The sequence below is a fragment of the Acidovorax sp. GW821-FHT10E03 genome, from assembly GCF_059415205.1.
In genome coordinates this window covers 12287-26187 of the sequence record NZ_JBWKMU010000021.1, presented here as the reverse complement: position 1 = coordinate 26187, position 13901 = coordinate 12287, and the positions used below count along the sequence as shown (strand labels likewise).

Below are 13901 nucleotides of genomic sequence, written 5' to 3'. Positions count from 1 at the left end.
CGATGAACCACTACCTGGCCAGCGATGTGCCGCAGTCCCTGGACCGCTGGGGGGCCGCATTCCCGCAGGGCACGCGCATCGACAAGGCGCAGTGGCCCGCCATGGTGGCCGCGCTGCGCGGCGGCGGCGGGGGGCGCTCGGCCATCGTGTGGCTGAGCACCGAGTACCCCGAGTGGCCGGCGCTGCTGGGCGAACTGGTCCAGTCGGACAAGCGCGCGCGCGTGGTGGTGGCCACCGGCGTACCGGACGACCGCGAAGGCCTGAAGGCCATCAACGAAGGCGCTCGCGCCTATTGCCACCTGTTTGCCGTGCCCGAGATGCTGCAGGAAGTGGCGCTGGTGGTGCAGCACGGCGGCCTGTGGGTGGGCCGGGCACTGGTGTCGCGCCTGGCCGCCGCCACCGCGGGCCTGACGGCGCCGCACGCCGTGCCACAGGCGCACCAGGACCTGCAGCTGCGGCTGTCCTCGCGGGAGCTGGAGGTCGCGCGCGCGGTGGCCCAGGGGTTGTCCAACAAGGAGATCGCGGACCGGCTGTTCATCTCGGAGCGCACCGTCAAGGCGCACCTGGGGGCCACCTTCGAGAAGCTCGGCGTGCGCGACCGGGTGCAGCTCGTGCTGCGCATGAACCAGGGCCCGCAGGTTGCACAGGGGCCCGCATCCCATGCCTGACAAGAGCCTGCCGCCCCACGGCAATCCGCTGAGCTCCTCCGACGCCGGGCTGGCCCGGGTGACCGAGGACCTGATAGATCTGCTCATCGTGCGCGGCGTGATCCGCTTCACCGACCTGCCGCTGGCCGCGCAGAACAAGCTCCTGGAGCGCAAGGAGACCCGGGCCCGCCTGAGCAATAGCCTGGATCTATTGGGTGACGATTCGGGCAACGAAACTATTTGAGTTTCCGGGGCCGGCGGACCCAAAAGTGGACCTAAGTCCAATAGTGGATACGGGGCGGCGTCAGTAGCCTTCACTGACATCAGTCACATGCCGTTACTTCCTGCCGCTGCGCAGGGCGTAGGGGTTTACCGGAGCCAGCCCATGTCCCAAATCGCCACCGTGGTTGCCGTCACCGGCACCGCTTTCGCGGTCGATGCCGATGGCCATCGCCGTCCCCTCAAGGCCGGAGACGCCTTGCAAAAGGGTGAAATCGTCCAGACCACGGCAGGAGGCCGGGTGGAGCTGCTGCTGGACGACGGCCAGACGCTGGCCGTGGCGCCCGCGCAAAGCGTCAAGATCGATGACAGCGTCACGCAGACCGCTGAACGCCCCACCGCCCAGGAGGCCAGCGTCGGGCAGGGCACCATCGACACGGTCATCCAGGCGCTGCAGCGTGGGGGCGACCTCAACGAGCAGCTGGACGCCACGGCCGCCGGCCTGGGCGGCGGTGCCGGGGGCGAAGGCGAGGGCAGCAGCTTCGTGCAGCTGCTGCGCATCTTCGAGGGGGTGGACCCGCTGGCCTACCAATACAGCTTCACACCGCAATCGGCGCCCGACATCGACTTCAATCCATTGGCGGTGCTCACCGTCGACGCGGCCCCCACGCCGGCGCCGCCCCCGCCCGTGGCTCCGCCGCCCCCGCCGGTGCCAGCGCCTCCTCCCCCTGCGCCACCCACTCCCCCGGTGCCCGCACCTCCTCCTCCGCCGGCTCCCCCCCCACCCGGCCCTCCCCCTGCTTCGCCACCGCCACCTCCGCCTGCGCCGGAACCGGTGCGCCTGAACGTGAGCACGACGCTGGAAGAAGAATCCGCCCCGTCCGGGGGACCCAGTGGGATACTGGGCAACAACGAGGAGGACGATGGCCTCCTCAGCTTCCACAAAGGTACCCTGGATTTGGAGGGCGGGACGGTTTTCTCCATCGGGTTGCCTGGGTTCGCGAATGTGCCGGTTCCCCCAGAGGGGGTGACCATCTATTTCGACGCACTGGGTCAGCCGATTCCAGAAGGTGATTCCACGCCGCCCGCAGTGCGTCTGTTCATCGCGCCCAACGGGAATTACAGCCTGTCCGTCATCGGACCTTTGCAGCATGCGCCGGGTGACGGCGAGAACTTCCTCGGGCTGCCCGTGGTGACTTTCAGTGGTGTCACGGGGGAAGGTGGGGAGTTCACTGCGGAGCTCAACATGTCGGTCCAGGACGACATCCCCGTGATCACGACCAGCACCGAGGACGCGCCCACGCTGACGACGTCGGACCGCGGCGTCAACCAGGCCACCAACACGGGGTACGAGGGCACGGAGAACAACCCGGACGCCGTGGACTCGGACACGGACAGCAACACCTTCAACGGCACGGCCTTTGTGGTGTCCTTCGGGGCGGACGGCCCCAAGCTGCTGCCTGGCGGCAGCGAGGGAGAAGGCCCTGCCGTGCGCGACGGCTATGCCTTCGCATTCCAGATCGGCAATGGCGGGGCCACGGGGCTCTACGCCACCGGCACCAACACCGAGATCGTGCTCAGCACGACCGGGGACCCCTCCGTGGTGGTGGGACGCGACGGCAGCGGCAACGTGATCCTGACGCTGCAGATCGACCCGCAGACCGGTGCCGTGGTGATGACGCAGACCGGGGCCATCCGGCATGCCGCGCCCGATGGCGTGGATGGCGGCGGCGACGAGCTGCAGGCGCTGGGAACCGGGGTTCTCAGCGTGGTGCTGGAGGCCACCGACAACGACGACGATACCGTGGCGGCCGAGCTGGACCTGGGCGGGCGCCTGCTGTTTGGCGACGACGTGCCGGTCCACCGCTATGACGAGGCCCCCGGGCAGGGCGAGGGCCCCGGGGAACCCGTGGAGCGCGTCCTCTCGCTGCAGGCCGAAGAAGAGTCCGCCATGGAGGGCGGACACACGATAGGCAACGACGAGAACGACCTTCCGCTCACATCCGTCGACAGTGGAGGCCTGACCCAGATCAATGGCGCGATCAACTGGGGAGCCGATGGCTTTGGCAAGCTCACGGGCGTGCGCGTGGGCAGCGGTGAAGGCGCGACCAACGTTCCTGTTGGCCAGGCGGTCTGGTTCAATGCCAACGGCGAAGTAATTCCCTCGGGCCCCGGTGGAGCGCAGCCCGACGGGGCCGCCGCCAGCCTGGTGGTCGAGGCCACGGGCAGCTACACGCTCACGGTGCTTGCCACCATGAACCACGCCGCGGGCGGCACCGTGGTGCAGGGCGAGGACTGGCTCAACCTCGAAACCGTGCGCCTCGTCGGCGAAGATGGCGACGGCGATGCCATCACCGTCGCGCTGGAAACGCGGGTGCAGGACGACATCCCCGTGCACGTCAAGCTGCTGGGCATCCCGGTGCCATTGGTCGCGCTGCTGGAGGAGGAATCCGCGTCCAACGGCGACGGCGGCGTGATCGGCAATGACGAGTCGCTCGACTGGCTGGCCATCATCCCCGTGGGCTCGCTGAGCGCGTCGACGGGTGCCCAGTCCATGACGGGGGTGGTGCGCTGGGGCGCAGACCAGTTCGGCGGCGTGGCCGCCGTCCAGGTCGGCGCCCAGGAATATGCCGTGGGCAACACCATTGCCACCGTGTACCTGGACCGCGAGGGCCAGCCCATTGCAGATGGGGACACCACAACCCCCCGGTCGGTCGAACTGCGCATCGACGGCGCCACGGGCGGCTACCGCTTGACGGTCATCGGGCCGCTGGACCACGATCCGGGCCAGGGCGAGAACCTGATGCTGCGCACCTTCACCTTCGTGGGCATTGATGGCGACGGCGACCGGATCGGCGTGGATCTCTACGCCAAGATCCAGGATGATGTGCCCGAGCACGCCAGGGAGAATGGCAGTGTCGTCAAGCTCAGCCTGAAAGTCGAGGAAGAGTCGGTGCCCCACAGCGGCGGCACGCTGGGCAACAACGAAACGGCGGATGGACTGAGCCACGCCCACACCGACGCCACGGGCTTCCAGGGCGCCGTGAAGTGGGGCGCCGATGACTTCGGCGGCATCACGGGCGTCAAGGTGCAGACGGGCATCTTCACCGAGAACAGCTACAGCCCGGTGGCCGGCGTGGTGACCGTGTACTTCGACCAGAACGGCAAGGCCCTGCCCCCCGGGGCCACCAGCGGCGCGGCGGTGCTGACGGTGGAGGCGGACGGCGCCTACCGGTTCGAGGTGCTGGACAACCTCATCCACAAAGGCGCGGGCGAAGACTGGCTGAACCTGCCCAGGATCACCTTCGTGGGCGAGGATGGCGATGGCGACAGGATCGGCGTGGAGTTGAACGCCTCCATCCAGGACGACGTGCCCATCGTGACGGTGTCCGACGCCGTGCCGGTCGCCGAGCACAGCTTCACGGTGGAGTACAAGGGCGGCGAGGCCGGCTACAACAACAGCTTCGGCTATTACTTCAAGAACCCGGATGGTTCCATCGACACCTCCAGGGGCGGGTTCGTGCTGTGGGACAACGTCAAGACCGAAGGCGGCATGACCGTGTCGCTGCCCACGGGCGTGACGGCCGACCAGATCGGTTTCTTCATCATCCCCAACGGCGACAGCCAGAACGGCGCGCTGGGCGACGCCCAGGCGGTGTCGTTCCAGCTCGTGGGCGGGAAGTGGACGGCGTTCGCCGGCGGATCGCCGCTCGCGGGCGAGGGGGCACCCATCTACTTCTCCGACCAGGCGCTCAACAGCGACGGGCAGTCCCACCTGCAGCAAACCCCGTCGGGCACGGCGGCCGGCCAGGACAGCAGGGGCAACTTCAACTGGGAAGATCTCAAGATCACCTCCGGCAGCTCGGACAAGGACTACGACGACGTCAACCTGGACCTGAACTGGAACGTGCCGCTGCTGGTCAAGGATGCGCAAGCCGATCTGGGAACGAGTTCGGACAACGACGGCAAGGCGCTGGCGGGCAGCTTCCAGTTCCACTTCGGCGCGGATGGCGCTGCGGCCAGCGGCAGCAAGACCTTCGGCCTGAGCGTCGGCGCGCAGGGCCAGGCGTCGGCGCTGAAGGACACCGCGACCGGCTCTGCCGTTCTGGTGAAGATGGAGGGCGGCGCGGCCGTTGGCTACATCCTCATCGGCGGTGTGCAGACCAATGTGTTCAAGGTCTCGGTGGCGGGCGACGCGGCCAACAACGGCCAGGTGACGGTGGAGCAGTACCGCGCGGTGGTGCACCCCACCAACGATCCGCACGAGATCGTCAACATCGGCGGCGGCGTGATCCAGCTCACCGCGCAGGCCAAGGATGGCGATGGCGACAAGTCCAATACCGCCACCTACGACATCGGCCGGCAGATCAACTTCCAGGACACGGGCCCGGTGGCTGCGGACGATGCCGCCAATCTCACGGCCTCGGCGGGGACCATGGGCACCACGGAGCATGCCGTGGGCAATGTGCTGGGCAACGACATGTACGAGGCCAAGGCGGATGGCGCCCATGCCGAAGTGGTGTTCAACCGCGCCGGTGGCGACAGGTCGGGCAACACGACCGACCTGGACGGCCCGTCGTTCGATGCCAACGGCACCCTGGGCACGCTCAGGATCGCGGCCAATGGCGATGCCACCTATGCGCTGAATGACCTCAAGGCGATGGCGCTGGGCGAAGGCGCCTCGGTCACCGACAGCTTCAACTACCAGATGAAGGATGCGGATGGCGACACCGACGTGGCCAATGTGCGCGTGACGGTGCAGGGCGTGAACGACGCGCCCGAATTCGTGACCGGCAACGACCAGACGACCGAGATCTGGGTGGACAAGGATGGTGATGGCAACAAGGACGGCGACGAGGTCTCGCGCTATTCCGGGCCGAATGCCGACCAGATCGCGGTGAGCGTGCAGGAAGACGCGCTGGAGCCGGGCAACCGCGAGAGCCCGGACCAGACCACCACGGATGCGGCCAGCTTCGGTGTGGCCGACCCCGACATCGGCGACACCGTGGGCGTGCGCTTCGATACGACGGGCAGCCTGCTGCCAGCGCTGACCTCGGGCGGTGCGCCCATCGTCTGGACCCCCAACGCGTCGGGCACGGAACTCATCGGCAAGGTGGGCGGCACCGAGATCATCAAGGTGACCATCGGGGGCACCTATGAAAGCGGCTACACCAGCAGCGTGGTGCTGCTGGGCCCCGTGGACCATGCACCGCCCCCCGCGGGCACGGCCACCGATGGCGATGTGAAGGAACTGAACTTCACGGTCATCGCGAACGACCGCCCGCTCAACCCGTCCACCGGCCTCACGGACACCATGGCGCTCAAGGTGACGGTGGAGGACGACGCCCCCACCGCCAGGCTCGTGGATGGCGCCGCCATGGTGCTGAGCGCCACGCTCGAGGAAGAGTCCGCACTGCGTGGCGGCGCGAAGATCGGCAATGACGAACGGGATGCGAGCGACCTGGTCCATGGCGCGCAGCTGGAGGCATCGACCGGCGTGCAGGTGATGACCGGCGCCGTGAAGTGGGGCGCCGACGGTTTCGGCAAGGTCACCGGCCTGCAGTTCGGCGGCACCACCGTGAACGTGGATCTGGGCACGGGGGGCAAGGTGTACTTCAATGCCGACGGGCAGCCGCAAGGCAGTTCCACGGGGGCGGCCGCCGTGCTGGAGGTCCAGGCCAATGGCGAATACACGCTCACGGTGACGGGGGCGCTCATGCACTCGGCGCAAGGCGAGGACACGCTGAACCTGGGCCGCGTGCAGATCGTGGGCGAGGACCGTGACGGCGACGCCATCGGCGTGGAGCTGGCCGCCAGCGTGAAGGACGACATCCCCGTCATCACCACGGTGGAGCCCGCGCCCGTGCCGGGCATCACCGTGCAACTGGTGGGCAGCGACGCGGGCTACAACAACACCTGGGGCTACTACATCAAGGACGCCAGCGGCATGCCCACCACGGGCACGGTGGTGTGGGACAACGTGAAGAACCAGCCGGTGACCAGCGTCACCCTGCCGCCGGGCGTGCTGCCCGGCCAGGTCGGCTTCTTCATGATCCCCAATGGCGACAGCCTCAATGGTTCGCTGGGCAACAACACGGCGGTCACCTTCTCGCAAGACAGCGGCGGCCAGTGGGTCGCGCACGCGGGTGGCGCTCCGCTCGCCGGGCAGGGCGCGGCCGCACTGTTCGACAACAGCGCGCTCAATCTCGACGGCCTGTCCCATGTGAACACCCTCGCGGTGGGCCCTGTCTCGGGCAACCAGAACTGGGAGGACATCGCGGGCGGCGGCGACCTGGACTACAACGACGTGCTGCTCAACGTCACCATGCCGCTGCTGGTGGACGACAGCTTCCTGAACATCGACGCGGAGTCCGATGTGGGCTCCACGCGCTTCACCGTGAGCTACGGCGCCGACGGTGCGGCCGCGCTGCAGGGCAAGGCCTATGGGCTGGTCCTGACCGGTGGTGAAGGCACGCCCTCGGGCTTCAAGGACACCGCGCAGTACTCGAACGGCCAGCCCGCCGATGTGCTGCTCAAGAGCGGGCCCGGCGGCACGCTCATCGGCTACGTGACGGTGGACGGCGTGGAAAAGACGGTCTTCCAGCTGTCGGTCGATGCCGCCACCGGCGAGGTCACGTTCGACCAGCAGCGCACGGTGGTGCATTCGACGCCGGGCGACTCCAACGAGGTGCAGTCGGCGCTGGCGGGCAAGATCGGCCTGCAGCTCACGGCCACCGATGGCGATGGCGACCATGTCAACGCGAGCATCGACCTGGGCCGCATGCTGTTCATCGCGGACGACGGCCCCGTGGCGAAGGACGACACGGATGGCACGCAGTGGGTGGTGGACCACTGGGTCGCCACCGGCAACGTGCTCACGGGGGCGGGCACCACCTCGGGCGATGCCGGCAAGGACCAGCACGAGGGCATGCAGGACGGCGCCAAGGCCGAGGTCGTGCAGGTGCGCGCGGGTGCAGAGGGCGCCGTGTGGACGCCTGGCACGGCCGTGGCCAGCGGTGGCAGCGCCACGGTGGCGGGCCAGTACGGCTCGCTCACCATCGAGTCCGATGGCGACTACACCTACACCGGGCACCAGACCACCGTGCAGCTCGGAGGGGGCGCGGGCGTGCCGGCCGGCACCGATGCCTTCGACTACGGCAAGCCCTACACCACGAACCTGGGCGAACAGCTGATCACCAGCCCCACGCCCGCGCAGACCGGCGGCGCCGTGGTCACCAGCCAGGGCAATGGCGCGGGCGTGGACGACCCCACCGAGCCCGTGCCGGGCGACGTGGGCGCCAGCACACCCGAGCAGGTGGGCTACTCGCCCAGCCAGGGCACGGAGGCCCTGTCGGTGGACCTGGGCACGATGGCCGTGCGGGCCGTGGTGGAAATTTCCAACCTGTTCCAGAACGAATCGGGCCAGACGGGCAACCAGGGCGAGACCGGGCGCTGGGAGGCGTTCGACGCCGCCGGCAACAAGGTGGGCGAGGGCATGATCGGCGGCGCGCTGTTCCACAACGGCGCGAACGGCAGCGACCCCGTGCACCAGGGCCAGGTGGAGATCGAGGTGCTGGGCGCCGACGGCAACCCCATCGCCTTCCAGAACGTGGTGTTCTCGGGCGTGGACTATCTCGCCGGTGACAAGGGCAGCGACAGCTCGGACTACTTCGTCAAGGCGGTCAGCTTCGAGGAAGCCGTGGCGCCCGAGACGACGGACACGTTCAGCTACCAGATGAAGGACGGCGATGGCGACACCGACAGCGCCACGCTGACCATCGAAACCGGCCACCAGCAGAGCACGCAGGGCCTGGGCATGGTGTACGAGGACGGCCTGGCCACGGGCAACGTGGACAGCAGCCCGCACACCACCGATACGGCTGGCACGCTGGGCATGGGGGGCGCCACCTACGCGCTGGTGGCCCCGGTGCAGAAGATCACCTCGGCGGGGGAAGAGGTGCGCTGGAGCACGTCGGCCGATGGCAAGACCCTGACCGGCACGGCCGGCGCGGGCGCCGATGTGCGCACGGTGGCCGTGGCCACCATCGACGACAGCGGCCAGTACAAGGTGGAACTCAAGGGCCAGGTGGACCACGCCTACACCGAGAGCGGCGAGGAGAACCTGTACCTGCAGCTGGTGGCGCAGAAGACGGTGGACGGCGAGACCGAGGTCCAGGGCTTCAACATCAAGATCCAGGACGACGCGCCGGTCTACGTGGGCGGTACGCAGGACACCCTGGTCGCCAACAGCGGCGTGGGCGAGGTCACGGCGGACCTGGGCGCACGCGTGGGTGCCGACGTGGTGGGGGCGGACGTGAACCTCACGGCGACCTCGGCCACCACCGTGGGCACGTCCCCCGTGCGGTATGTCTCCATGTCGTACCTGCAGGGCGGCGATGTGCATTCCACCGTGATGACGGTGGACGGCAACAAGGTGTTCTACCAGGCCACGAGCGACGGCAGCATCAAGGCGGTGTACGACGACGGCGGTGTGCTGAAGACCGCGTTCACCGTGAACGGCGTGGTGAATGCCGACGGCACGACCAGCTACGTCACCAACATGGTGGCGGTGGCCGACAAGGTGCAGGTGGGCGAGACGGTCACACCCGGCAGCACGACGACCGTGGAGAAGACCGTGGTCTTCGGCGACAGCAAGAACGACGATGTGTTCAAGCCCAGCAGCTATACCCACTCGTCGGCTGGCGGCAGCGAAATGGGCGCGCGGTACGTGGACTCCGCCACGGGCATCTACATGCAGATCTCGGCCGACAAGGACGAGACCAAGGCCAACACCGTGCAGTGGAAGAACGGGAAGTGGGAGGTCACCCAGGACGACACCTCGCTGCAGACCGACGGCAACCAGGCCAACGACCCCGAGGTCAACTGGTCGTCCACGGGCAACGGCAATGGCGGCGGGGGCTTTGGCGTCGGCGACAACTTCATCGGCAACGACAGCTCGGTGGGCGAGCGCGATTCCGACAGGAGCGATGCCGTGAAGGCCGGCGACGGCGCGGGCGAGCGCCTGGTGGTCGAGTTCTTCAAGGCCGATGGCACGCGCCTGAACGTGACCTCCGCCGACTTCAAGCTCGACCACCTGGGCAAGGAGGAAGCCGCCGTGGTCACGGCCGTGAACACCGGCAGCGGCGGCGCCACGACCGTGGTGGGATCGCCCATCGTTCAGGAGGGCACGGCCAGCGGCGGCAACACCAATGGTGGTACCGCCAGCGTGGAGACGCCCGTCAGGGTGGATCCGGCGGGCTCGGCCACATTCAACACCGTCCAGTTCACCGCCGAGGATTGCACGGACTACCGGGTGACCGATGCGGCCACCCTGACCTACACCGAGACGGTGACGACACCTCCGGTCACGACGCCTGTCTATGCCGACCAGATGTGGATCGACCTGCAGGCCGTGATCGTCGATGGCGACGGCGACACGCTGGCGGACCCGATCGACGTCAAGATCGTCATCGACACCGGCAACACGCTCGATGGCGACGAGGTGGAGCTGTCCGATGCGGCGGCGGGCGGGCTGGCCATCAAGGGTGGCGATGCGCCGGAAACCATCGTGGGCAGCGCGGGCGACGATACCGTGCAGGCTGGCGAGGGCAATGACACCGTGCAGGGAGGTGACGGCGACGATGTGCTGGATGGGGGCCCTGGCAGCGACATCCTGGCCGGCGGCGATGGCGACGACACCATCGAGATCAACCTCGCGGACAGCAGCCCCGGCGGCACCGACAAGGATGTCGTCAAGGACCTGGAGGCGGGCGACAAGATCGAGGTGGCGGACCTGCTGACGGACGACGGTGGCGACCTGCTCGCAAGCCTGCCTCTGGCGGCGGATGCCTCGGGCGACACGAACATCGCGGTGGACAGCAACGGACCGGCGGCGGGCGGAGCGTCCCAGACCGTGGTGGTGGAAGACACCACGCCGGAGGCCCTGGCCGTGGACCTGGCCCTGGGGACCCCCGATGTGGCGACGGTGACCAAGCCAAACGACGACTGAGCCACGCACCCCAGGCGCAAGGGGCCTGGGGTGCGTGGGTTGTGGATGGGCAAGAAAAAGGCTGCCACCGCTTGTGGATCAAGCGGTGGCAGCTATCTGTCTTGATGACAGGCAAGAGGCCGGCGGCAGAGTGCCTTCGCCCTCGCTGGCACCGGACCCTTCATGTCGCGCGGAGCCACCGCGGCGCATGACGCCGCGCCAGAGCGGCATCCCTTGCGTGCGGCAGCGCGCGAGGATGGCAAGGAAGATGCCAGGCGCCGCCGGAACGCCTCAACGGATGCCCGGCCCCGTAGCGCCATCAAAGCCCAGCGAGGCCAGCAGGGGCAGGTCGTCCCGCGATTCGACCCCCAGCGCGATGACCTGGATACCAATGGCATGAGCGATGCTGCACAGCCCCTTGAGAAACTCCTGGTTGCCCAGATTGCCCGCGATGCCGCGCACGTAGCTGGGATGCACCTTGATGTAGTCCAGCCCCAGGTCGGCGAGCTTGTTGCCTTCGGTGAACCGCTGGCCGAAGTATTCGATGCCCACGCGGCATCCGAGTTGCTGCAGGGTGTGGGCAAGCTCCTTGAACGCATCGAAGGCGCGAAACACCCCGTACTCCGGCACCTCGAAAAGCAGGCGTGGACAGATGTCGGGGTAGGCGCGCAGCAACTGCATCAGCTCGTTGCGGAAGTGGAAGTCCGCGATGGTCTCGGACGACAGGTTGATCGCGATGTCGCCGGCCGTGCCGCGCAGGTGCTCGATGGCCAGGCGCACCACGCGCAGGTCGATGGGGGCCGTGAGGTTCAGGTGCGCTGCCATCGGCATGAAGTCGCCCGCGGACAGCAGGGCGCCCGAGGCGTCGGACGCCAGGCGGATCACGCCTTCCTGGTGGATGGCGCCTTCGCCGCGTCCGTCGACAACGGGGTAGAAGGCCAGCTGCAGCCTGCCACCGGTGACGGCTTCGGTCAGCAGCGTGCGCCATTGTTCGGCGGGCCGGGCCTCGGCGGGGTGCTCGCCTTCGTCGGCGAACATGCTGTTGGGGCCCAGGGATTGCGCCCGCGCCAGCGCCTCGTCCGCCCTGCTGAAAAGCGCGCCCAGGGTTTCCTGGCGCCGGTAGCCCACGGCGCAGATGTGGAACAGGTCGGGGGCCGTGGCAGACCAGTGGGGCAGCCATTGCGATGACAGGCGCGCGAAGATATCCTGCGCGGCCTCGGACGGGGACGGCGTGGAGGGGCACAGGACGCCGAACTCACCGCCGTTGAGTCGCCCCGCGCGCTGGCCGGGCTTGCCCTCGCCGCTCTTGTAGAGCACGGAGCCCAGGTGCTTGAGCAGGGCATCCACCCGCTGATGGCCCAGTTGCGCGTTCAGCCTCTCCAGATTGGCCAGGCGGACAATCACCAGGCTGCCCGATGAGAGGAATTGCTCGCCTTCCAGGGCTTCGCGCAGGTGCGACAGGAAGTACTCGCGGCTGGAGAGCCCGGTGACTGCATCGCGGTTGACCTTCTTGCGCAGCCCTTCCAGGCGGGCCGCCTCCTCCCCGAACATGGACCGCAGGCGCGCGACCATGTCGTTCATGCCCCGTGCCACGCTGCGCAGTTCGGGTGTCCGCGGCTCCGTGATCTTGATGAAACGCCGCTCCGCGATGGCCTCGGCCTGCGCGACCACATCGCGCAAGGGGCGCGTGATGCGGCGCACCGCGATGGTTCCCGCGCCGCCCGCGACAAGGCTGCCCAGAACGAACCAGGCCAGCAGCTCCAGCGTGCCGCTCCAGAGGCTGCGGTAGGCGTACTGGTCGTGGCTTGCGAGGGTCAGCGTTCCATATTGTTTCCATCCATCCTGGATCAGCGCCCTGCCAGGCTCCGCGCTGATCGGAATCAGCCGGGCGAACCAGCCGGGCGCGCCTTCCAGCTGCCCGTCGAAGGTGCGCTGCACGAGCGTCTGGCCCGTGGGCGAGGCGATGCGGATGAAGCGGTAGTGGCCAGCGTCAAACTGCGCGGCGACCTGCAGCTCCACCGTGACCGGGTCCTTGTCGAGCTGCGAAAGCGCCAGCGCCAGCGACGTGGCGTTGTCGAAGTTCTTGATCTGCAGCTGCTGCTGCAGGTAGTGCCGCGCGGACAGGACGCTGACGAGCATGCTGCCTCCAAAGGCCAGCGCCATGACCAGTCCGATGGCAAGCCAGAGTTGTTTGGTGAGTGACATGGTCGCTATCTCCGGTGATTGGTGCAGGGGTCAGAAACCCTCTTGCCGCATGCGTTCGAGTACGTCGCGCCAGCGTGACAGCCGCGTCGTCGGGTCTGCCGACGATGTGGATGCGCCGGACACCCACAGCCCTTCGTTGTTGAAGCTGAACACGGGGGACAGGTCCGGCCGGGACGAGGCCGGGCGGATGGCCGTGATCAGGTTGTCCAGCACCACCGGCTCTTCGGCCGGATGGGCGTAGTAGCCCAGGACCATGTGGGCTTCGCTCTTGCTGCTGCCGGGGCCGCCGATGCGGGCCCTCACGTAGATCATCCGCAGCCTGTCGTTGGGCACGCCCATGTGCAGCAGCGTGATGTATTTGGCGATGGAGAAGTCTTCGCAGTCGCCCGCGCCGCGCCCCATGAACTCCAGCGGCGTGGCCCAGTAGTCGTTTTGCTGCCAGACCACCGCATCGCTTTCAAACAGCATGCGGCGGTTGAAGAAGCTGTTGACGTGGGCGAGCTTGTCCACCTCGCTCAGGTGCTGGCCCTCGTTGAGCATGGCGCGCCAGGCGCTGATCTGCTCGGCCCCCTTGGGGCCGTGGCGCTGGAGGGCGAGGGCTTGAATCCTGTCCAGGTCAGGGGCGCTGAATACGGCCCCCAGCAGGGTTGCGACGGCCAATGCCAGCACCACCCGGAAGTGCGCGGTGGCCCGGGGCGCGTGCTGGAAAAGTGGCTGCAGGAAATGCATGGAACACGCGAAACGCGGCTACCTTGCGCGGAAGTAACTGGATTCAACCAGTGGTTGCAGAGTTGTAAAAAAAAACTGTGCGAGTTTCAATCGAAATGCTACGTTTCAATTCT

General features: G+C 67.9%; 5 protein-coding genes. 3 read left to right on the top strand and 2 right to left on the bottom strand.

Annotated features, from left to right (window positions below):
• Window positions 1-2 precede the first annotated feature (2 nt).
• From AC07OD_RS27670 to AC07OD_RS27660, 3 genes are all read left to right on the top strand, one after another.
• On the top strand, window positions 3-668 hold the full coding sequence (locus tag AC07OD_RS27670; RefSeq protein WP_218298024.1) for a response regulator transcription factor: 666 nt from the start codon (window positions 3-5) through the stop codon (window positions 666-668).
• A complete protein-coding gene (locus AC07OD_RS27665) occupies window positions 661-891 on the top strand; it encodes a hypothetical protein (RefSeq protein WP_255591960.1) in 231 nt (76 codons plus the stop codon). Before AC07OD_RS27670 ends, AC07OD_RS27665 begins: the two co-directional genes overlap by 8 nt.
• 141 nt (window positions 892-1032) lie before the next feature.
• Window positions 1033-10875, top strand: coding sequence for a retention module-containing protein (locus tag AC07OD_RS27660; protein WP_494598531.1), 9843 nt, complete (start codon window positions 1033-1035; stop codon window positions 10873-10875).
• Between the two features lie 270 nt (window positions 10876-11145).
• On the opposite strand, the gene AC07OD_RS27655 is transcribed toward AC07OD_RS27660, so the two are convergent.
• Window positions 11146-13059, bottom strand: a complete 1914-nt coding sequence (locus AC07OD_RS27655) for an EAL domain-containing protein (protein ID WP_218298026.1) — start codon at window positions 13057-13059, stop codon at window positions 11146-11148.
• 30 nt (window positions 13060-13089) lie between these two features.
• Window positions 13090-13788 carry a transglutaminase-like cysteine peptidase gene (locus tag AC07OD_RS27650; RefSeq protein ID WP_218298027.1) on the bottom strand — a complete coding sequence of 233 codons (699 nt, stop codon included), beginning with the start codon at window positions 13786-13788 and terminating at the stop codon, window positions 13090-13092.
• Between the last annotated feature and the right edge of the window lie 113 nt (window positions 13789-13901).

Coding starts and splice junctions, on each gene's coding strand:
- AC07OD_RS27670 (WP_218298024.1), top strand. CDS start 3: ATGAACCACTACCTGGCCAGCGATGTGCCGCAGTCCCTGGACCGCTGG.
- AC07OD_RS27665 (WP_255591960.1), top strand. CDS start 661: ATGCCTGACAAGAGCCTGCCGCCCCACGGCAATCCGCTGAGCTCCTCC.
- AC07OD_RS27660 (WP_494598531.1), top strand. CDS start 1,033: ATGTCCCAAATCGCCACCGTGGTTGCCGTCACCGGCACCGCTTTCGCG.
- AC07OD_RS27655 (WP_218298026.1), bottom strand. CDS start 13,059: ATGTCACTCACCAAACAACTCTGGCTTGCCATCGGACTGGTCATGGCG.
- AC07OD_RS27650 (WP_218298027.1), bottom strand. CDS start 13,788: ATGCATTTCCTGCAGCCACTTTTCCAGCACGCGCCCCGGGCCACCGCG.